The organism is Stenotrophomonas sp. STEN029, assembly GCF_056760015.1.
This window is the reverse complement of record NZ_JBRREC010000028.1, coordinates 24,747-45,804: the sequence shown is the minus strand read 5'-3', so window position 1 is coordinate 45,804 and position 21,058 is coordinate 24,747. Positions and strand designations below refer to the sequence as shown.

Here is a 21,058-nt window from a genome sequence, read left to right as displayed (position 1 = left end):
GCCATGCTCGGCAAGGGCGTTCCCGGTAGAGCCCCTGCCGAGCATGGCTCGGCACTACAGGGGCGGCCGGGCATGGCTTGGACTAGAGGTGGAACCGTTTGTTCAGGGAGCCTGTCGCGGAAACTGCAGCTCGCCGCGCGCGCTGCCCATGCGGAACCGGATCGAGCGCAGCGCCAGCCCGGTATTGGCCTGAACGACAAAATGCAGGTGCGGGCCGCTGCTGTGGCCGGTGTTGCCGGACAGGGCGATGGCTTGCCCGACAGCCACGCTCTGCCCGGGGCGGACCTTGGCGCTGCCAGCCTGCAGATGGGCGTACAGGGCCATGCTGCCGTCGCTGTGCAGGATGCGCAGCAGGCTGCCTTGCTCCTGGCTGTCCACTACCTGCATCACCCGGCCGGCACGTGCGGCCAGCACTGGCGTGCTTTCGGGCACAGGGAAATCCACCGCGTACAGGTTCTGTGGGTCGGTGTGGCTGTAATGCCCGGCGAAGGCCTGGCTGACCCGAATGCTGGCGCTCTGCAGTGGCAATAGATAGAGATGATCCTGCGGCTGCGCTGCCGGGTCGCCAGGAAACGCATCCAGGGCCAGGCGCAGTGGATTGCCATCATCTTCCAGCCATAACAGGCTGCGCTTCTCACCCGCTGCCAATAGGGTGGCGGCAGGTGCCCGGCTATCGCTGCGCAGGCGGACCTGTACCGGACCAGCGGTCAGATTGCTGACCACGGCGCTGCGTCCGCCTGCACGTGCCTGCAGCTGCAGGCTGGCGAAGGCGTCCGAGCTGGACGCCGCCACGGCAGGCGTCGGTGCCGCAGGCAGCCTCCAGGCCTCACGCCAGGGGCTGCTTGGGCTGGCTTCGGCGTCGCTGGCACATAGCAGTGCCAACGACAGCAGTACAGGAATGGTTCGGGGCACAGTTAGGGTCCTTGGTGCAGCGCCTGATTGTGCCTGTTTGGTTGCCCTGGAAACTTATTCATCTCTTTATGCGAATAAAGCGATTGACAGGCGGAAAGGGGGCTGGCAATGTAGCCTCACCATCGAGACCGGCAGAGGGACAGGCCCTTTGAAGCCGGGGCAACCAGCGGACGCGCAAGCGGCTGCGTTTGGTGCCAAATCCTGCGGTGACCTCCGTGTCCGCCGAAAGATGGTTCGTTCCGTACCGCGTGTACGGCGAACACGAGCTCCGCGAAAGCTCGATGGCCGCTCCTTATCGGATACCGCCATGAGTTTCGCCACCGCTACCGCAGTCCAGCTTGCCCCCATCGCTCTCATCGACCGTGCCGACAGCAGCGTTGCCGCTGTGCGTGGCGAGATCGAGGTGCAGCTGCGCATGCGTCACGCAGGTCAGCGTGCGCTGCGCCTGCGCTATGAGCTGGTGGGCGCTGCCAACGCACCGGTGGTCCTGGTGGCCGGTGGTATTTCCGCACACCGTCATCTCGCTGCGAATGCGGGCTATGCCGAAAAAGGCTGGGCCGAGGGCCTGGTCGGCACTGGCCGCGCACTGGATCCTGCGTGTCGTCGCTTGCTTGGTTTTGATTTCCTCGGTGCCGATGGCGAGCTGGATGCCCCCATCGATACCGCTGATCAGGCCGATGCCATCGCCGCGTTGCTGGACGCATTGCGCATCGAACAGCTGCACGGCTTCGTCGGCTATTCCTATGGCGCCCTGGTTGGCCTGCAGCTGGCGATCCGCCATCCGCGCCGCCTGCACAAGCTGATCGCGGTCAGCGGTGCGCATCGCCCGCATCCGTACGCTTCGGCCTGGCGCGCGCTGCAGCGGCGTGCGGTCGCGCTGGGTCAGCTGCAGTGTGCGGAGAGCCACGGTCTGGCATTGGCGCGCCAGTTCGCCATGCTCAGCTACCGCACCCCGGAAGAATTTGGTGAGCGCTTCGATGCGCCACCGGAAGTCGTCAATGGCCGTGTGCGTGTCGCCGCCGAGGATTACCTCGACGCAGCCGGCGCGCAGTACGTGGCCCGCACCCGCGTCAACGCCTACCTGCGTCTGTCCGAATCCATCGATCTGCACCGGGTTGATCCGGCTGCGGTCAGCGTGCCGACCCTGGTGGTCGCGGTTGAAGGTGACCGGCTGGTGCCGCTGTCGGACCTGGTTGCGCTGGTCGAAGGCCTGGGCCAGCGCGGCAGCCTGCGCGTGCTGCGCTCGCCCTATGGCCATGACGCCTTCCTCAAAGAAACCGATCGCATCGACGCGATCCTCGCCACTGCCCTACGCCTGCCCGGAGAAACCGCATGAGCCTGTCCCACACTTCCGATATCTCCTGTAGCCGTGCCACGTCGGCAGTGCGTGCGGGCATCGACCGCGATACCGCCTATGGTGCGGTGACGCCGCCGATCGTGCTGTCGTCCAACTTCAGCTTCGACGGCTTCGGCAATAAGCGCCAGTACGACTACACCCGCAGTGGCAACCCGACCCGCGACCTGCTGGGCGAAGCACTGGCCGAGCTGGAGGGTGGCGCCGGCGGGGTGATCACCGCCACCGGCATGGGCGCGATCAACCTGGTGTTGAATGCCCTGCTGGAGCCGGGCGAGCGCCTGGTGGTGCCGCACGATGCCTACGGCGGCAGCTGGCGCCTGTTCAATGCGCTGGCCAGGAAGGGTCACTTCGAGCTGATCACCGCCGACCTGACCGATCCGCGCTCGCTGGCCGATGCGCTGGCGCAGTCGCCGAAGCTGGTGCTTATCGAAACCCCGTCCAATCCATTGCTGCGCATCACTGATCTGCGCTTCGTCATCGAGGCTGCGCACAAGGCCGGTGCCAAGGTGGTGGTGGACAACACCTTCCTGTCGCCAGCGCTGCAGACGCCGATCGCCTTCGGTGCCGACGTGGTGCTGCATTCGACCACCAAGTACGTCAACGGCCACAGCGACGTGGTTGGCGGAGCGGTGATCGCACGCGATGCCGAGGTGCACCAGCAACTGGTGTGGTGGGCCAATGCGTTGGGCCTGACCGGTTCGCCGTTCGATGCTTTCCTGACGTTGCGCGGCCTGCGCACCCTCGATGCGCGCCTGCGCGTGCACCAGGAGAACACCCGTGCCGTGGTTGAATTGCTGGCTGCCAGCGATGCCGTCTCCAATGTGTACTACCCGGGCCTTGAGTCGCATCCGGGCCATGCGGTGGCGGCGCGCCAGCAGAAGGGTTTCGGCGCGATGCTCTCGTTCGAGCTGGCTGCCTGCCAGGGCGACGATCCGTATGCAGCGGTGCGCGCTTTCCTGGATGGCCTGAATTACTTCACCCTGGCCGAATCGCTGGGTGGCGTGGAAAGCCTGGTCGCGCATCCGGCGACCATGACCCATGCCGCGATGAGCGCCGATGCGCGTGCTGCGGCTGGCATCAGTGAGTGCCTGCTGCGCCTTTCGGTCGGCATCGAATCCAGCGAGGATCTGGTCGCCGATCTGCGGGCAGGCCTTGAGCGCGCCGCCAAGGTGATTGCCGAAGCGCAGCTGGCCGCTGGCACCTGTAAAAAAACGGTGGATGCATGAGCGCGGTCCTGCGTCCGCTCGAACAGCCGCAGGCGCGGCTGGTGTTGTTGGGAACCGGTACGGTTGGCTCGGCGTTTGTTGCACGCTACCAGGCATTGCAACAGCGACAGTTGAGCCTGCCTTCACTGCATGTGGTGGCTAACTCGCGCATCGCGCTCGCCTGTGAGGATGCGCCGCATGCGGCGCTGTCGCGTGCGCGTGACGCGCAGCGGCAGGGCGATGAGCCGGTGCATCGCGAGGAAGTAGGGCGCCTGCGTGTTGGCGACATCGTGGTGGATGCCACCGCCAGCGAATCTGTCGCTGCCGACCATGCGCTGTGGTTGGCACAGGGCATTCATGTGGTGACGGCCAACAAGCTGGGTAATGGCACGGCCTTGGCGCGCGCGCAGCAGATTGGCGCCTTGGTTGCGACCGGGAATTCCCGCTACGGCGACGCGGCAACGGTCGGTGCGGGTTTGCCCCTGTTGCGCAGTATCCGCGCGCTAGTTGCCGGTGGTGACCACGTGCATGCCATCGAAGGCGTGCTGTCTGGCTCGCTGGCCTGGTTGTTCGACCGTTATGACGGCAGCCAGCCGTTCTCGGCCTGCGTGCGCGAAGCCGCCGCTGCCGGTTACACGGAGCCGGACCCGCGCATCGATCTGTCCGGCGAAGATGTACGCCGCAAGCTGCTGATTCTTGCACGTGCAGCGGGTGTGCCGCTGGAAGCCGATCAGATCAAGGTCGACTCGCTGGTGCCGGCGGCATTGGCGGGGCTGTCCGCTGAAGATGTGGATGGCGCGTTGTCGCTGCTGGACGCACCCTTGGCCGAACGCCTGCAGCAGGCACGCGCGCAGGGTCTGAAGCTGTGCTTCGTGGGCCGCCTGGATGCGCAGGGTGCAAGCGTCGGTCTGCGTGCACTGCCGCAATCCCATGCGCTGGCTGGCGGCAGCGGCACCGACAATCGTGTGGCAATCCATAGTGACCGTTACAACACCCAGCCGCTGCTGATCCAGGGGCCGGGCGCAGGTGCCGAGGTGACAGCTGCAGCCTTGCTGGACGATGTGCTGAGCATCGTCAATCGCTGAGTGTCGCTGCAGCACCCTTGGCGTGCTGCAGCGCCGATTCGTTGCCGATCCAGGCTGGCTGCTGCGGAGTGGGTGATGCCTGGTATCGGCTCGCACTCGCGCAGACTCCGGATCGGCGGCAAGCATGCCCTTCGAAGCTGGCGCTGCAACGTTCTGGCTTTATGATGCCGGGGTATTGGCGTCATGGCGTCGACGTTGCCATTCCGTGCAGCCTGCAGGCTGCCGGTTTCTTGCTCTGACAGGTGTGCTGTGTCCAAAGGTGTTCTGGTTTCGCTGGCAGCGTCCCTGCTGTTCGGTCTGATGTACTACGCCAGCCCGCAGCTGGCACCGCTGCAGGGTGGCGACATTTTTGGCTGGCGCGTGTTGTTCGCAGTGCCGTTGGTGGCACTGATGCTGCATGTGAGCGGCGAGAAGACACTGATCATCGATACCCTGCGACGCCTGCGGGTTGAGCGTCGGCTATGGTGGGCGTTGCCGCTGTGCGCGGGCATGGTCGGGGTGCAGCTGTGGCTGTTCCTGTGGGCGCCGTTGCACGGCCGCGCGCTGCAGGTATCGATGGGGTACTTCCTGCTGCCCCTGGTGATGGTGCTGCTGGGGCGCGCGGTCTACGGCGAGCGTCTGTCCGTCCTGCAGAAACTGGCGGTGGCCAGTGCCGCGCTGGGCGTGGGCTGGGCCTTGCTGCGCAACCACGGGTTGTCCTGGGAAATGCTGCTGGTGGCGCTGGGTTACCCGGCCTATTTCCTGCTGCGCCGGCATCTGCGCATTGGCCATCTGGGTGGTTTCTGGGTGGAGCTGGTGCTGTTGCTGCCGGTAGCCTTCTGGGCGGCGATTGGTGACGGCCAGCAACTGCTGGCAGCGTTGGCGCAGAAGCCCGCCCTGTACGCCTTGATCCCGCTGCTCGGGGCGATCAGCGCGGTGGCGTTGATGTGCTACATGCTGGCCTCGAAGATGCTGTCGTTCAGCCTGTTTGGTCTGCTTACCTATGTGGAGCCGGTGCTGCTGATGCTGGCGGCCTTGCTGCTCGGCGAGAGCGTAGGCCACGGGCAGTGGCCGACCTATGTGGCGATCTGGCTGGCGGTGGCGCTGTTGGCCCTGGAGGGCGTGCTGAAGCTGGGCAGGCGCGGCGCCTGAGTGCTCAGCCGCGCTTGGCCCTGGCGGCAAGGTGCTGCAGGACTGCCTCACGGCTCATGCGTGCGCCGTTGCTGTCGACGGTGGTGAAGTCGACACCGTTTTCCCAAAGCTGCGGGGCGAACAGCACCGCGATGTCTTCGGAGGCGGTCTGCGTCTGCAGGTTCAACAAGCGCTGGTTGAAGCCGGCAGCGCGCAGCCACGCGTTGTAGCTGGAGTTGTGCTCGGTAGCGAACTGGACCTGGTAATGGCACTCCTTGCGCTCCGCCTCCTCAGGGCGGGCATCACACTGCGGATTCCATTGGTGCAGGCCGATCACCGCATCGGCCTCCAGCTGCCGTTGATTGGCGGCGGCCCAAAGCGCCACGCACATGCTGGCGCAGTGCGAGCGGACCCGCACCGTGAGGTTGTTGCGGTTGATCAGGCGTGCTGCTTCCAGGCCCGGGTTGGCATAGCCGCCGCCGCTGGTGATATCGATGCGACGCACGCTTGGATTGGCGTCCAGTAGCGTCTTCATCTGGGTGGCAAAATTCCTGCCGACACTGCCTTCGATGCGCAGCACGTTGCCGCCTTCCTGTACCGACATCCGCGCCTCGTCGATGTTGGCCATCGTCGTGGACTTCTCGCCCTGGATCACCAGCGCTGCGGGGCCTGCGTGCGGCGAAGCGGTGGCAGGTGCTGCGACATCAGGTGCTGCTGCGGCTGTATCCGTTGCTGGAGGAGCCGGCTTGCGGTTGCCAAAGTAGTACGCCAGCAACAGCAGGACCACCGCAGCAAGCACCAGCTTGATCAGGGTTGCCCGGCCATTGCCGGGCGCTGCGGTACGTGCTGCCGTACGTGGGCGTCGTAGCGGTGCCTGCTCGCCAGATTCCTTTCCGCCGTGCATCTGCTTCCCCTGAAGCTGCATTGTGATGGGCGATTCTGGTGTACCCGCGCGCGCCATTGCAAGATGCCGCAGGCAACGGCGGAGCCGCTCACGACGTGGCGGTTGCTTCTACCGTGGCAGAAGCATCAGCAGGTACCAGCGCCGGATGGGCTGGCACCTGCGTTGGCGTGGATCAGCACTCGATGACGTTGACGGCAAGGCCGCCACGGCTGGTTTCCTTGTACTTGTCCTGCATGTCGCGGCCGGTGTCGCGCATGGTCTTGATCACCTTGTCCAGCGAGACCTTGTGCTTGCCGTCGCCGCGCATGGCCATGCGGCTGGCATTGATCGCCTTCACCGAGCCCATCGCGTTGCGCTCGATGCAGGGGATCTGCACCAGCCCGCCGATCGGGTCGCAGGTCAGGCCGAGGTTGTGCTCCATGCCGATCTCGGCGGCGTTCTCGATCTGGCCGGGGTTGCCGCCCAGTGCCGCCATCAGGCCACCGGCTGCCATCGAGCAGGCCACGCCGACTTCGCCCTGGCAACCGACTTCAGCGCCGCTGATCGATGCGTTTTCCTTGTACAGGATGCCGATGGCGGCAGCGGTCAACAGGAAGTTGAACACGCCCTGCTCGTTGCTGCCCGGGCAGAAGCGGTCGTAGTAATGCAGGACCGACGGAATGATGCCGGCTGCGCCGTTGGTGGGCGCGGTGACCACGCGGCCACCGGCGGCGTTTTCCTCGTTGACCGCCAATGCGTACAGATTGACCCAGTCCAGCGTGGTCAGCGGGTCGCGCATGGCGGCCTCGGGGCGCGAGGACAGTTCGCGGTACAGCGTTGGTGCACGGCGGCTGACATGCAGGCCACCAGGCAAGGTGCCTTCGGAACGGATGCCGCGGGTCACGCAGGACTGCATCGCGTCCCAGATCTCGCGCAGGCCGGCGCGGATCTCTTCCTCGCTGCGCCAGCACTTCTCGTTCTCGTACATCATCTGGGCGATGCTCAGGCCGCTGCGCGCGGCCTGCGCGAGCAGCTCGTCGCCGCTCTTGAACGGGTAGGGGATCGGCGTCTGGTCCGGCACGATGCGGTCATCGGCGGCATCATCCTCATTCACCACGAAGCCGCCACCGACCGAGTAGTAATCGCGGGTGGCGATGATCTGGTCGTCGGCATCGTAGGCGGTGAAGCGCATGCCGTTGGTGTGGTACGGCAGCTTCTGGCGTTTGTTCAGGGCCAGGTCGCGCTTCTCGTCGAAGGCGATCTCGCGCTGGCCCATCAACTTGATGCGCTTGCTGCTGCGGATGCGTTCCAGCGTGGCCGGGATGATGTCCGGATCGATCTCGTTGGGGCGATTGCCTTCCAGGCCCAGCAGTACGGCCTTGTCGGTGCCATGGCCGCGGCCGGTCAGGGCCAGCGAACCGAACACCTCGGCGCGGATGCGCACGGTGTTGTCCAGCTGGCCCGGATCCAGCAGCCAGCGATGGACGAAGCGCTCGGCCGCGCGCATCGGGCCAACAGTGTGTGACGAACTCGGGCCGATGCCGATCTTGAACAGGTCGAACGTACTGACGGACATGCTGATTCTGCGTACTGCGTTGAGATGGCCGCTATTCTACGGGTTCATTGCTGCAGGCCATGTCTGCAGCGCAGCATTCCTTGCGCAGGTGCCGAAGTGGGATTGATCCTTTACCAACGTGATGATTGCCATCTATGTGACCTGGCACTGGCGGTGCTGGCACAGGTGCGGGCGCCGGAGTTCGACAGTGTGTTCATCGATGACGATGCGGCGCTGGAGGCGGCGTATGGCGCGCGCGTGCCGGTATTGCGGGATGCGGGCGGCAGGGAGCTGGAGTGGCCGTTTGATGCGGCCGTGTTGGTCGCGTGGTTGCCGCCACACCTGTAGTGCCGAGCCATGCTCGGCTGGGGCGTTGCCGGGAAGGCCTCTGCCGAACATGGCTCGGCATTACATGCTTGGGGTTTACCGGGAAAGCCCTTGCCGAGCATGGCTCGGCACTACATTCCCCTCTCCCGCGTGCGGTAGAGGGGTTGGGGTGAGGGCAGCGTCTTACTTGGCGTTCAGCTTGACGATGGTGCTGATCGCGGTTTCGTTGGGGATGGTTTTGGTGTCGGCCCAGTCGCCACCACCCACGCCGAAGTCCAGTCGCTTGACCGTGGCCTTGCCGGTCAGCACGGGCTGCGCGCCCGCTGCCCAGGTGAAGGTCAGCGTCACCGGCTTGCTGACGCCGCGCAGCTCCAGGGTGCCGTCGGCGGCGTACTGGTTGTTGCCCAGCGCGCGGAAGCCGTTGGCGGTGTAACGGGCCTGGGCGAATTGTGCGACGTTGAAGAAATCCGCGCCCTGCAGGGTGGAGTCGCGATCGGTATTGCCGCTCTTGGCACCAACCAGCGGGATGGTCACGTCCAGTTTGCCGGCAGCCGGGTTGGCCGGGTCAAAGCTGACCTGGGTCTGGAAGCCGGGGAAGCTGCCGGTGAAGACTTCACCGTCATATTTGGTGGCAAACACCAGGATGGAACCGGCGCCCGGCGCCTGCTGGTAGTCGGCAGCCATGGCCGGGGCGACGGCGAGCATGCCGGCAAGGGCGGCGGCAACAGCGGCGGGGGAGGTGAGCTTGATGTTCATGCGGAATCCTTTTGCGGAAGGTTGAGCCAGCCTTGCGGCAGCATGCGTGCCAGCGTGGCATCGCGTAGATGAATGTGGTGATAGAACGCGGCACCGGCATGTGCCAGCACCAGCAGGATCAGCGCCCAGAAGCCCCATTCGTGGATGGCATGGGAGAACTGGCTGGCCTGCTCGCTGGGGGCAACCAGCTTGGGCATTTCGACCAACCCGAACAGCTTGAACGGGCGCAGACCACTGGCCGAGTCGTACAACCAACCCGACAGCGGGATGGCGAACATCAGCACGTACAGCAGCCAATGCGTGGCCGAAGCAATCCGTTCCTGCCAGCTCGGGGTGCCGGGCACCGGTTCCGGCGCACCGGCATACAGGCGCCAGCCCAGGCGAACCACCACCAGCACCAGTACGGTGATGCCGATGGACTTGTGCATGGTGTAGATCCAGAAGTACTTCGGCGTCTTCGGGAACTCGCCCATGGTCAGGCCGACGAAGCCGAGGGCCAGGATCAGCACGGCGATCAGCCAGTGCAGGCTTTTGCTGAGGCTGCCCCAGCGTTGCGCGGTGTTTTCAAGGCTCATGGGTGTTTTTCCGTTTCTGTTGCGGATTTCAGGGCTGCGTCGGCGGCATCTTCGAGGCTGCTGTCCGGCGCGGGTGTCGGTTCAGTGGTGGCGGGCGGTGCTTCGGCGCCGGCATCGCGTACGGCCTCGGCCTCGATGCGCAGTTCGACCTTGTCGCCGATCACCGAAGGCCAGGCGCTGACGCCAAAGTCGGCGCGACTGAGCGTGGTGGTCGCCGAGAACCCGGCGGTACGCCGGAACGGCGGCAGCGGGTGGCGTTTGAGCGCGTTGAGGGTGACCTCCAGCGCGACTTCACGGCTGACTCCGCGCAGTGTCAATTGACCGAACACCCGGGCGTGGTTGGCATCAATCGGCTCGACCCGGCTGGAAACAAAGCGTGCCTGCGGGAAGCGCTCGCCATCGAGCAGGTTGCGCGCCAGTGTGGCCTGGTTCCATTTGCCATCGCCCAGGTCCAGCCGGGTGATCGGCACCGCGACGTCGAGCCTGGCGTTGGCCCAGTCCTGCGGGTCGAAGTCGAGGACGCCCTCGCTGCCGGAGACCGTGCCCAGCGCATGCGAGAAGCCGGCATGCTCGATGGAGAACAGCACCCGGGTATGCACGGGATCAAGCCGGTAGCGCTCGTTGGCAGCAGTGGCGGCAAAGGAGAGCAGGCCGCAGGTCAGCAGTAGCAGGCGTGGCAGCAAGGTCCGGCTCCGGGTCGGGATAGGGGATTCTAGGCGGATGCAGGTGATGGTTTGTGCGCATATTGCGCAACGGTTTGTTACGTAGTCGGTTCAGGTGACTTTGCCCGGGGCCGGGGCCGGCGCTAAAGTCGCACCGATTGGGGTGATGCATGTGGGGCCGCGATGGGGAGTGTCGGGCGTTGATGAAAAGGATTTTTCGGGGTGCACGGCTGACGGTGCTGGCGTTGCTGCTGTTGTGGCCGTGCTGGGCGGTGGCGCTGGATCTGGCTGAAACGCCGCGCATGCGGCGTCTGGGTGTGGCTGAAGGCCTGCCGTCGCGGACCGTGCTTGCGCTGGGCCAGGATCATCAAGGCTACGTCTGGGCCGCCACCGATGACGGCCTTGCACGCTACGACGGCACCCAGTTGCGGGTATGGCGGCACGACCCGCAGGTGTCGGGCTCGTTGCCGGGCAACACGCTGGAAACCATGCTGATCGATGCACAGGACCGGGTCTGGGTCGGTGCCAACGGTGCCGGCCTGGCGATGCTGGATGCCAACCGCCAGCGCTTCACCCGCTTCGCCGAGCTGGAGGCCATCTGCAAACAGCAGGTCTGGGCGTTGGCCATGCAGGGCAGCGACCTGTGGGTGGGTACCAGCGGCAGCGGTATCTGCCTGCGGCATGCCGACGGCCGGATCAGCCGCTACCAGCACCAGCCGGATGATCCGCGCAGCCTGCCGGACGACACCATCTACGCCTTGCTGCCCGGCAAGGACAGCAGCATGTGGATCGGTACCACCAGTGGCCTGGTGCGCTGGCGGCGGGGGGACGGCTTTGCGGCTGTGCGTTCGCCACTGCTTGAAGGCAAGGATGTGATCCGCCTGAGCGGCGACCGCGATGGCGGCATCTGGGTAGGCACCGATGCCGGCCTGTACCGGGTACTCGACGACGGTACGGTGTCGGCTGCGCCATGGCCGCAGGCGGCGCAGGCGCGTGCGGCCATGGTCCTGCATGATCGCGATGGGCGCTACTGGATGGGCAGCTCCTCCGGACTGTATCGCGGCGATGCGCATAACCTGCAGTTGCTGGATGGTGACGGTGGCAGCGGCTTCCTGACTGCCAACAGTGGTGTGCTGGATCTGCTGCAGGATCACGAAGGCGGCATCTGGACCGCCATGTTGACCCAGGGCATGGCCTATCTGCGTCCGGACTGGTCGCGGTTTTCCAGTCACTACCAGCTCGACGGCAAATCGCTGGAGAGCCTGTACCTGATCAACTCCGCCGCCGACGGCAAGGGCTTCCTGGTGGTTGGCGGCCATGGCCTGTACCAGTTGGATGTGGATGGCAAGCTGTCGCAGCTGGCCGGTGATGCACAACTCGGCCCCGGCAGCATCTGGTCGGTGCAGCGCGGTAGTGATGGGGTGATCTGGCTGGGCCGCGCCGGTGGGATCACCCTGTACCGGCCCTCGGATGGACAGGTGCGGCGGATCGATCTGGGCGTTGGTGACGATCCAACCCAGCGCGCGGATCTGATGCGGCTGGCGGCCGACGGCAGCATGTGGCTGTCCATCATCAATTACGGCCTGCAGCACCGAGCGGCCGATGGTCGCTTGTTGGCGGATTATCCGCAGGGAACGGCCTCCGGCCTGCCGGAAAAGCTGGTTGAGCAGCTGCGACAGGGGGCCGATGGCAGCCTGTGGGTGGTTGGCGGTGGCGGCGTGCAGCGTTTTGATGGCAAACGTTTTGTCGTCGTGCCAGGTGTTTCGGAAGGAATGGTCTATGACCTGGTGGTCCTCGCCGATGGCAGCGCCTGGTTGGCGCGTGATGGCGCGTTGGAACATTACGCTCATGACGCGAATGGATTCTCCCTGCTGCAGCGGCTGAGTGCCGATGAAGGGGTGCCGGCAGTGGCGATGGGTGGGCTGGTGGTGGGCTGCAGTGGCCAGTTGTGGGCGACCACGACGCGCGGGCTGCTGTGGTGGCAGCCGGGTGCGGCGCGGGTGCGGGTGCTGGAAGAAGGCGATGGCCTGACCGATACCGAGTTCACCGCGCGGCCACCGGCGCATGCGGGTTGCGGACGGGCCTTGGCGGTGTCTGCGACAGGCCTGCTCAGCTTCAATCCCGATGCCAAGGTCACCGCGCCAGTGGGCTCGCAGCTGGTGATCGAGTCGATCGGCGTGCGTCGCGATGATGCTGCACGCGAGCAGCGGCTCAAGGGGACGTCGATTCACCTTGGGCCAGAGGATCGCGATCTGCGGGTGACCGGGCGACTGCTGTCCTATGTCGATCCGGCGCGGCATCGTTTCCGCGTCCAGATCGAAGGCTACGACCAGAACTGGGTGGATCTGGGCAGTGATGGTGAACGCCTGGTATCGCGCCTGCCTGCCGGCAGCTACCGGATGCAGGTGCAGGGTGCAGCCGCCGATGGTCCGTGGACGCTACCGCAGACATTGCAGATCGAGGTCGCACCACCGTGGTGGCGCAGCAACTGGGCGCTGGCGGCCTGGGCGCTGCTGCTCGGAGTGTTGGCGGTGGCAGTGGTGCTCGGGTACCGGCGGCGTGAGCGTCGGCGCAACGAATGGCAGCTGGCGCTGCACAAGCAGGAATTGGCCGAACAAGCCTCGCAGGCGAAAACCCGCTTCCTGGCAACCTTGGGCCATGAGGTGCGCACACCGTTGACCGGTGTCCTGGGCATGAGCGAATTGTTGCTGAGCACCGATCTGGACGAGCGCCAGCAGCGCTTTGCCGGTGCGATCCAACAGGCCGGCACGCACCTGTTGGCCTTGGTCAATGACGCGCTGGACCTGGCGCGTATCGAGGCAGGCAAGTTGGAGCTCGACAATCGCCCGTTCGACCTCGGCCGCCTGCTGCAGGAAGTGAGCGCTCTGATGGCGCCGATGGCGGAGCGTCGCGGGCTGGTGTTCGAGGCTGCTGCGCCGTTTGCAACACCGGTGATGGTGGTGGGTGATGCCATGCGCCTGCGGCAGATCCTGATGAACCTGCTGGGCAATGCAATCAAGTTCACCGAACGTGGCAAGGTCGCGGTTGGCGCGCAGCTGCTGCCAGGGCACGGCGGCATCTGCCTGAGCGTCAGCGACACCGGGCCGGGTATCAGTGCCGAGCAGCAGAGTCGTCTGTTCCAACGTTTTGAGCAGGCTGACGGCAACCGTACTGCATCGCGCTACGGTGGCAGTGGTCTGGGTCTGGCGATCTGCCAGGAACTTGCAATAGCAATGGGCGGCAACATCCGTGTCGAGAGCCGCCTGGGTGAAGGCGCGTGCTTCGTGCTTGAAGTGCCGTTGCCATGGCAGCACTCGAGCAGCGCCGGGGCGGCTGCTGCCGAGCCCGCGGTCGCGCTGCGGCCACTGACCATACTGCTGGTGGAAGACGATCCGACCGTGGCCCAAGTGATCACCGGTCTACTGACCGCGCGCGGCCACCAGGTGATACATGCCGCACACGGACTGGCCGCGTTGGCGGAGGTGGGCGAGCAGGCATTCGATGTGGGTCTGCTGGACCTGGATCTGCCGGCGTTGGATGGCATCGCGCTGGCTGACCAGCTGCGTGGGTCCGGCCACCGCTTCCCGTTGATCGCCGTCACCGCGCGCGCTGACGCACAGGCCGAACAGCTAGCGCGCGCTGCAGGTATGAAGGGATTTCTGCGCAAGCCGGTAACCGGGCAGATGCTGGTCGATGCGATCGCTGATGCGTTGGCGCCGGGACAGGCACAATAGTCGCCATCACAGGCGCGCCGGGCGGCGTAGCAGGAGGTTGGGTTTGATGAAATGGCTCGCAGGGTTGTTGCTGGGCGGACTGTTGCTGGTGCCATCTGTGGCACTGGCCGAAGTGCCTGCAACACCGCAGCCACGGCAGTTGACCGTGGCCGACGGCCTGCCTTCCAGCAACATCAATGCCTTTGCCGAAGACCTCACCGGTTACCTGTGGCTGGCCAGCCGTGACGGGCTTGCCCGCTACGACGGTCGCAATTACCGCATCTGGCGCGCGGAGAACGGGCTGCGCGACAACGTGGTGTGGAGTTTGCACGCGGATAAAAGCAACCGGCTGTGGATTGGCACGCAGAACGCCGGGCTGGTGATGTTGTCGCCGGACCGGCTCAAGTTCACCTTCTTCGACCAGCAGACCTATCCGCAGATAGGCAGCAATACGATCTGGGCCATCGCCTCCACGCCTGATGGCAGCGTCTGGTTCGGTACCGCTACCGGTGGCCTGCACCGGCTCGATCCGGACGGCAATATCCGTCGCTTCATGCCGATAGCCGGCGATGAGCACAGCCTGCCGGCGGCGTCGGTGACCTACATGACAGTCACCCCGGATGGCAGCCTCTGGGTTGGCACCAAGGGCGGCTTGGCGCGTTGGAATGGCGCGGGCTTCGACCGGGTCAGCAATGCACTGCTGCCTTCGCCGCGCATCAATGGCTTGAAGGTTGATAAGCAAGGCCGGCTGTGGGTGGCCACCAACGAAGGTGTGGTCCAGCGCCATGCCGACGGGCGCTTCGAGGCGGCAACCTGGGCAGGTGCCGCGCCCGGCGATGTGTTCAACATGCTGCAGTATTCGGCCGATGGCAGTTACTGGCTGGATACCCGTTCCGGGCTGGGCCGCATCCGCAGCAACGTGGTGCGCAACGTGCCCTTGTACAGCGCGCAGGAACGCGGGCTGGTCAAGCCCAACTGGTCCAGCGCCTACGAGGACCGCGAAGGCGGGCTGTGGTTCGCCAGCACCAATGCCGGGTTATGGCATCTGCCACCTAGCTGGCGGCAGTTCTCGGTGTTGTCGCGGCATATGGACGATCCATCCTCGTTGCGCAATCCCTATGCATTGGCCTTGGCGCCATCGGCCTCTGGCGGTATCTGGGTGGTGGGTACGCGCGGCGCCCTGGATCGGCTCGACCCCGGTACCGGTGAAGTGCAGCATCACCTGCAGGCGATTGATGGCAAGAACTGGCCGCAGTCGTTGGTTGAGGATTCCCGCGGCAAGGTCTGGATAGGCAGTCTGGATGCGCTGGTGCGCTATGACCCGGGTGACGGCAGCGTACAGCGCTGGCATGGCAATGACGGCAAGGACGCGGCGATGATCGGTGATGCCGACATCGTGCGCAGCTGCAACGGTGGCCGGATCTGGATCTATTCCGAAGACGGCGGCATGCAGCAACGCGATGCTGATGGCCACGTGCTGCTGCAGCTGAAACCGGGCCAGGCCGGGGTGCCGGAAGCATTGATCGAGGACATGCAATGCGGCCCCGCTGATCAGCTGTGGTTGGCGACAGGCACCGGCCTGCATGCCTGGCAGTCGCAGCAGGGGCGCTTCGCGCCGGTGCCGGGCGGGCCGACAGGACGCGTCTCCACCTTCCACGTCACCGATACCGGTGTGGTCTGGATCGCCGGCCTTGGGCGCATGGATCGCTATCTGTGGGATGGGCAGCGTATGACCTTGCTTGATCGCGTCGGCGTCGAGCAGGGCTTTCCGATGCTGGCTGCCACCGGCCTGCTGGTGGACGCCGAAGGCGTGGCATGGGCGATCAGTGCGCGCGGCCTGATCCGCATTGACCCGGCCAATCGCTCGGTGCGCATGTATGGCGTGCACGATGGCCTGCCTGGGCAGGAGTTCCGCCGTCGCTCGCTGGTGCAGGCGCGCACCGGCCAGCTGGCCGGTGGCACGCCCGATGGTGTGGTGTTGTTCGACCCCAGCCAGGTGAAGCCTTCAACCCGCCGACCGCCGCTGATCATCGAGCGGGTCAGCGTGCGTCGCGGTGACAAGGAACGCGACATCACCCTGGAATCGCCCTTGCAGATCCTCGACGGCGACCGCGACCTGCGCATTGCCGCGCGCCTGCTGTCCTTCGCCGACTCGGCGACCAATACCTACCGCTTCCGCCTGGCCGGCTATGACCCGGACTGGGTGGACGTGGGCGCGTCCGGCGATCGCGTGTTCTCGCGGCTGCCGCCGGGGCGCTATCAGCTGGAGATACAGGCCGCCACTTCGGACAATGTGTGGTCGCCGGTGCAGACCCTGGCCTTCCGCGTGCAGCCGCCATGGGCGCGCAGCCCGGCCGGGGTGATGACTTTCCTCGTGATAGCTGTTGCGCTGATATTGAGTGGTGCCTGGCTGTACCAGCGGCGTCTGCGCCGCCGCAATGAATGGCAGCTGGCGCGACACAAGCAGGAGCTGGCCGAGCAGGCGTCCCTGGCCAAGACCCGCTTCCTTGCCACGCTCGGCCATGAGGTGCGCACGCCGATGACCGGGGTGCTGGGCATGAGCGAACTGTTGCTGGCGACACCGCTGGACGAGCGCCAGCGTGGCTATACGCAGTCGATCCGCCGGGCGGGTGAACACCTGCTGCGACTGGTCAACGATGCGCTGGATCTTGCCCGTATCGAAGCCGGGCGACTGGAGCTGCAGAATCAGCCCCTGGAGCTGCGGCAGTTGCTGGAAGACGTGCGCGGCCTGATGGAACCGCTGGCGCAGCGGCGCGGGCTGGCATTCGAATTCGACAGCGCTGCAGCGCCACGCACGCGCCTGATTGGCGATGTGATGCGTTTGCGGCAGATACTGCTCAACCTGCTTGGTAATGCGATCAAGTTCACCAGCCATGGTTCGGTGAGCCTGCGCGTGCGCCTGCAGGAGGGTGGCAAGGGTGTCCGTTTCGAGGTCAGTGACACCGGTCCGGGTATCAGCGCCGAGCAGCAGCAGCGCCTGTTCCGTCGCTTTGAGCAGGCCGATGGCGCGCGCACCGCCGCGCGCTATGGTGGCAGCGGTCTGGGCTTGGCCATCTGCAACGAGTTGAGCGTGGCGATGGGCGGCAGCATCGATGTGGAGAGCAGTCTGGGGGAGGGCACCTGTTTCATCGTCGACCTGCCGCTGGCCTGGGAAGTGCCGCCGACCTCGATGGACGATGATGCCACCAGCGACGCGTGGATGAACTTGCCGGCGCAGCGGGTGCTGCTGGTGGAGGACGACCCGACGATTGCTGCGGTGATCCGTGGCTTGCTGGAAGTGCACGGGCATAGCGCGGTGCATGCCGCGCATGGCCTGGCAGCATTGGCCGAACTGTCCAGCCAGGAGTTCGATGTGGCCTTGCTGGATCTGGATCTGCCCGGCATCGATGGCTTCGGGCTCGCACGGCAATTGAAGGCAATGGGCTACGAGATGCCGTTGATCGCGGTAACCGCGCGCTCTGATGCCGAGGCCGAGCCGCTGGCACGTGAGGCCGGGTTTGCCGACTTCCTGCGCAAGCCGGTGACCGCGCAGGTGTTGTTGGAGGCTATCGCTGGCGTATTGGAGGCGCAGCGCCGGCAGCAGGCGCAGGCCGCGCCCGACTGAAGGGCGCGCTTACTCGGCAACTTCTTCCACCGCCCGCGGGTGCGGGCGGTTGTCGGGCAGCTGCCAGAACACCAAGGTCGAGCTGAGGGTGATCGCCCCGACGCAGAGGAAGGTGGCATGCAGTGCTGCGGTCGCGCCGTGGCCGCTCAAATGATTGCCAAAGGCCGCCAGCAGGCTGCCGGCGGTGGCCGCGCCAAAACCGGTGGCGAGCATCATCACCATCGACAACAAGCTGTTGCCGCTGCTGGCCTGGTGCGTGTCCAGGTCGCGCAGGGTGACGGTGTTCATCACGGTGAACTGCATCGAATTGACCGCGCCGAAGATCGCCAGTTGAGTCAGTCGCAACCACAGCGGCTGCTCGGCGGTGATCAGCGCGAAACTGGCCATCGCCAGGCCGACGCAGACGGTGTTGATCATCAGGATGCGGCGGTAGCCAAAGCGCTCCACCAGACTCACCGCTGCGCGCTTGGCGGCCATGCCGGACAGGGCGACCGGAATCATCATCATGCCTGCGGTCATCGGGCTCAGGCCCATGCCGACCTGCAACAGCAGCGGAATCAGCAGCGGCATCGCTCCGCTGCCGATGCGCGAAAACAGGTTGCCGAGGATGCCGATGCGGAAGCTGATCACCTTGAACAGGCTCAGCGGAAACAGCGCATTGGCGGCGTTGGCCGCATGCAGCCAGTAACCGGCCAATGCGGCGATGCCAACCACTGCCAGCAGCAGCACCAGTGCATGCGCCGAGTTGAGCGCTGACACACCATCCAATGCCAGTGACAAGGCAATCATGCCGAACGCCAGCATCACATAGCCGGCCAGGTCGAAGCGTTGATTCCGCTGGCCGTAGTGGTCGGGCATGATCTTCAGCGCGGCGACGAAGCCGATGATGCCGATCGGCAGATTGATCAGGAAGATCCAATGCCAGGAGGCGACTTCCACCAGCCAGCCGCCGAGGGTCGGGCCCAGCAGGGGGCCGATCAGCGCGGGGATGGCGATGAAGCTCATCGCCGACAGGAACTGTTCGCGCGGCACCGAACGCATTACCGCCAGACGGCCGACCGGCAGCAACATCGCGCCGCCAATGCCCTGCAGCACGCGTGAGGCCACCAGCCATTGCAGCGTGGGTGACAGTGCGCAGGCCAGCGAGCCCAGGGTGAACAGCACGATCGCGGCGAGGAAGGTGCGACGCGTGCCGAAGCGGTCGGCGATCCAGCCCGAGGCGGGAATGAAGGTAGCCACCGCCAGCGCGTAGCTGAACACCACCGACTGCATCTGCAGCGGGCTCTCGCCGAGGCTGCGCGCCATCGCCGGCAAGGCCGTGTTGACGATGGTCGAATCCAGCATCTGCATGAAGATGGCCAGCGACACCAGCCATAGCAGCGGCTTCTGGGCGGAACTGGCAGGCTGCGGGATGGGGGGAGCTGGGGGCATCAAGACGACTCGCACTGGAGCAGGCGCTTATTGTCCTCCGATGCGTGTGCAGATGTTGCGTAGATCAGTCGCCGCCGCCAATGGTGTACAGGGTTGATCCGGAATCATCGGGGTTCCGGCTCAGCATGATGGTGGAGTTGAGTTCACCGATGGTGATGCTCCAGCTGTCCTCGTCGATGCGTTCCATCTTGCAGTTGGTTGGGATGCCGGGGTTGTTGCGCGCCACCGGTGCACAGTTGCGCTCGCTGATCGGACGTATTTTCTCCAACGCCTCCTGCAGCGGAACCGCAAGCACCAGCGTGCGGTTGCCGTACATTTCGGCCAGCGTTTCGCGCGTCTCGGTCACCGGCAATCCGTACAGGGTCACCAAGCCGGGCCTGATCCGGGCGCTGGCATCGTACGAGGTGTCCTGCATGGCATCGGTGCCGACGGATTCGGTGCTGCAGCGGTCGAGCGAAAGGCGGGTGATGTACGGCCGCCAGCGAGGTGCGATTTCTTCTGCTCGCGCAATGCGGATCTGTTTGCAGCTGGTCGGGAATTCCATCGGTCCGGTGCTGAAGATGGTCAGCTGTGCGACTTCAGGAAACGCGGCCAGCGTCGGGAAGTCATCCTCGCCCAACTGCAGTGGCGGCGGTGCAGCGATTGCTGCAACCGGCGCAGCGATTGCCAGTGCGAGCAGCAGTGACTTGCAACGTTTGGACATGGGACGCGGGCCTGATGAGGGGCGCCCAGCGTCCGGGCCCGGAAGATTGAAGTCAAGCTTCCGGGCCTTCGGACCTCAGCGGCGGCTGAGGCGATGCACCGCATCCACCAGCACGGCGACGTGCTCGGGGTTCATATCCGGCGACATGCCGTGGCCCAGGTTGAACACGTGGCCTTCGCGCGAGCCACCGTTGCCAGCGGCATAGCTTTCCAGCACCTTGCCGACTTCGCGGTTGATCGCATCGGGCGAGCCGTACAGCGTGGTCGGGTCCAGGTTGCCCTGCAGTGCGACCTTGCCGCCGGCTGCGCGTGCAGCGTCTTCCAGCGAGATGGTCCAGTCCACGCCGACGCCTTCCGCGCCGCTGGCGGCCAACTCGGCGACGTACTGGCCGGTGCCCTTGCCGAACAGGATCAGCGGGGTGCGCTCGGCGCCGTCGCCGCGCTTGAGCTCGCTGGCGATGCGGTTGAGGTAACGCAGCGAGAACTCGCGGTACATCGCCGGACCGAGCACGCCGCCCCAGGTGTCGAACACCTGCAGGGCCTGCGCACCGGCCGCGCGCTGCGCCGACAGGTAGGCGATGACCGCGTCGGTCACCACGTCCAGCAGCTGGTGCAGGGCCTTGGGCTCGTTCAGCGCCATTGCCTTGATGCGGGCGAAATCCTTGCTGCCGCCGCCTTCGATCATGTAGCAGGCCAAGGTCCACGGGCTGCCGGAGAAACCGATCAGCGGCACCTTGCCGTCGAGCTCGCGGCGGATCAGGCGCACTGCATCCATCACATAGCGCAGCTCGGTTTCCATGTCCGGCACCGCGAGCTTGGCGACCGCGGCGGCATCACGCACCGGGTGCTTGAACTTGGGGCCTTCGCCGTCGACGAAGTACAGACCCAGGCCCATGGCGTCCGGCACGGTGAGGATGTCCGAGAACAGGATCGCGGCATCCAGGTCGAAGCGTTCCAGCGGCTGCAGGGTCACTTCGCAGGCGACTTCCGGATTCTTGGCCATGCCCAGGAAGCTGCCGGCGCGGGCGCGGGTGGCGCGGTATTCGGGCAGGTAGCGGCCGGCCTGGCGCATCAGCCAGACGGGGGTGTAGTCCACGGGCTCGCGGCGCAGGGCGCGCAGGAAGCGGTCATTGCGAAGTGGGCTGGTCACATGGAACTCC

Annotated in this window: 16 protein-coding genes and 1 riboswitch; of the genes, 7 read left to right on the top strand and 9 right to left on the bottom strand. The window is 65.6% G+C overall.

All coding sequences use genetic code 11. The features are described 5' to 3' along the window. Positions 1–102: 102 nt before the first annotated feature. Complete coding sequence (locus ACVOLI_RS08630; protein WP_481534283.1) at positions 103–912, bottom strand: M23 family metallopeptidase; 810 nt, start codon at positions 910–912, stop codon at positions 103–105. Positions 913–1,028: 116 nt separating this feature from the next. After that, positions 1,029–1,148: riboswitch (SAM riboswitch) on the top strand. 71 nt (positions 1,149–1,219) lie between these two features. On the opposite strand from ACVOLI_RS08630, the gene metX reads away from it, so the two are divergent. The 4 genes from metX to rarD all read left to right on the top strand — a co-directional run bounded on the left by metX (position 1,220) and on the right by rarD (position 5,690). Further along, positions 1,220–2,248: a homoserine O-succinyltransferase MetX gene (gene metX, locus ACVOLI_RS08625; protein WP_481534282.1), complete on the top strand. Its 1,029-nt coding sequence runs from the start codon at positions 1,220–1,222 to the stop codon at positions 2,246–2,248. Beyond that, entirely contained in the window at positions 2,245–3,495 is a 1,251-nt protein-coding gene (locus ACVOLI_RS08620; RefSeq protein ID WP_481534281.1) for an O-succinylhomoserine (thiol)-lyase, read from the top strand. Before metX ends, ACVOLI_RS08620 begins: the two co-directional genes overlap by 4 nt. After that, positions 3,492–4,559 carry a homoserine dehydrogenase family protein gene (locus ACVOLI_RS08615; RefSeq protein WP_481534280.1) on the top strand — a complete coding sequence of 356 codons (1,068 nt, stop codon included), beginning with the start codon at positions 3,492–3,494 and terminating at the stop codon, positions 4,557–4,559. Before ACVOLI_RS08620 ends, ACVOLI_RS08615 begins: the two co-directional genes overlap by 4 nt. 249 nt (positions 4,560–4,808) lie before the next feature. Further along, positions 4,809–5,690 (top strand): EamA family transporter RarD, encoded by an 882-nt coding sequence (gene rarD, locus ACVOLI_RS08610; protein ID WP_481534279.1) that lies wholly within the window; start codon positions 4,809–4,811, stop codon positions 5,688–5,690. A 4-nt stretch (positions 5,691–5,694) separates the two neighbouring features. On the opposite strand, the gene ACVOLI_RS08605 is transcribed toward rarD, so the two are convergent. Both ACVOLI_RS08605 and ACVOLI_RS08600 read right to left on the bottom strand, forming a co-directional pair. After that, positions 5,695–6,573 carry a hypothetical protein gene (locus tag ACVOLI_RS08605; protein WP_481534278.1) on the bottom strand — a complete coding sequence of 293 codons (879 nt, stop codon included), beginning with the start codon at positions 6,571–6,573 and terminating at the stop codon, positions 5,695–5,697. Positions 6,574–6,745: 172 nt separating this feature from the next. Next, a complete protein-coding gene (locus ACVOLI_RS08600; protein ID WP_296249371.1) occupies positions 6,746–8,128 on the bottom strand; it encodes an L-serine ammonia-lyase in 1,383 nt (460 codons plus the stop codon). Between the two features lie 96 nt (positions 8,129–8,224). Here ACVOLI_RS08600 and ACVOLI_RS08595 point away from each other — a divergent pair, with 96 nt between their 5' ends. Next, positions 8,225–8,455: a glutaredoxin family protein gene (locus ACVOLI_RS08595; RefSeq protein WP_481534277.1), complete on the top strand. Its 231-nt coding sequence runs from the start codon at positions 8,225–8,227 to the stop codon at positions 8,453–8,455. Between the two features lie 162 nt (positions 8,456–8,617). On the opposite strand, the gene ACVOLI_RS08590 is transcribed toward ACVOLI_RS08595, so the two are convergent. The 3 genes from ACVOLI_RS08590 to ACVOLI_RS08580 are packed head-to-tail and all read right to left on the bottom strand — an operon-like array spanning position 8,618 to position 10,448. Continuing rightward, on the bottom strand, positions 8,618–9,190 hold the full coding sequence (locus ACVOLI_RS08590; RefSeq protein ID WP_296249376.1) for a YceI family protein: 573 nt from the start codon (positions 9,188–9,190) through the stop codon (positions 8,618–8,620). Next, on the bottom strand, positions 9,187–9,765 hold the full coding sequence (locus tag ACVOLI_RS08585; protein ID WP_481534276.1) for a cytochrome b: 579 nt from the start codon (positions 9,763–9,765) through the stop codon (positions 9,187–9,189). The genes ACVOLI_RS08590 and ACVOLI_RS08585 overlap by 4 nt, the downstream gene beginning before the upstream one ends. After that, complete coding sequence (locus tag ACVOLI_RS08580) at positions 9,762–10,448, bottom strand: YceI family protein (protein ID WP_481534275.1); 687 nt, start codon at positions 10,446–10,448, stop codon at positions 9,762–9,764. The genes ACVOLI_RS08585 and ACVOLI_RS08580 overlap by 4 nt, the downstream gene beginning before the upstream one ends. Positions 10,449–10,630: 182 nt before the next feature. On the opposite strand from ACVOLI_RS08580, the gene ACVOLI_RS08575 reads away from it, so the two are divergent. Then, a complete protein-coding gene (locus tag ACVOLI_RS08575) occupies positions 10,631–14,161 on the top strand; it encodes a hybrid sensor histidine kinase/response regulator (protein WP_481534274.1) in 3,531 nt (1,176 codons plus the stop codon). A gap of 46 nt (positions 14,162–14,207) precedes the next feature. Further along, positions 14,208–17,765: a hybrid sensor histidine kinase/response regulator gene (locus tag ACVOLI_RS08570; protein WP_481534273.1), complete on the top strand. Its 3,558-nt coding sequence runs from the start codon at positions 14,208–14,210 to the stop codon at positions 17,763–17,765. Positions 17,766–17,774: 9 nt separating this feature from the next. Here ACVOLI_RS08570 and mdtD read toward each other — a convergent pair whose 3' ends face one another. From mdtD to hemE, 3 genes are all read right to left on the bottom strand, one after another. Further along, on the bottom strand, positions 17,775–19,196 hold the full coding sequence (gene mdtD / locus ACVOLI_RS08565) for a multidrug transporter subunit MdtD (protein WP_481534272.1): 1,422 nt from the start codon (positions 19,194–19,196) through the stop codon (positions 17,775–17,777). 64 nt (positions 19,197–19,260) lie between these two features. Next, a complete protein-coding gene (locus tag ACVOLI_RS08560) occupies positions 19,261–19,899 on the bottom strand; it encodes a hypothetical protein (protein ID WP_481534271.1) in 639 nt (212 codons plus the stop codon). 75 nt (positions 19,900–19,974) lie between these two features. Next, complete coding sequence (hemE, locus tag ACVOLI_RS08555) at positions 19,975–21,048, bottom strand: uroporphyrinogen decarboxylase (protein ID WP_481534270.1); 1,074 nt, start codon at positions 21,046–21,048, stop codon at positions 19,975–19,977. Between the last annotated feature and the right edge of the window lie 10 nt (positions 21,049–21,058).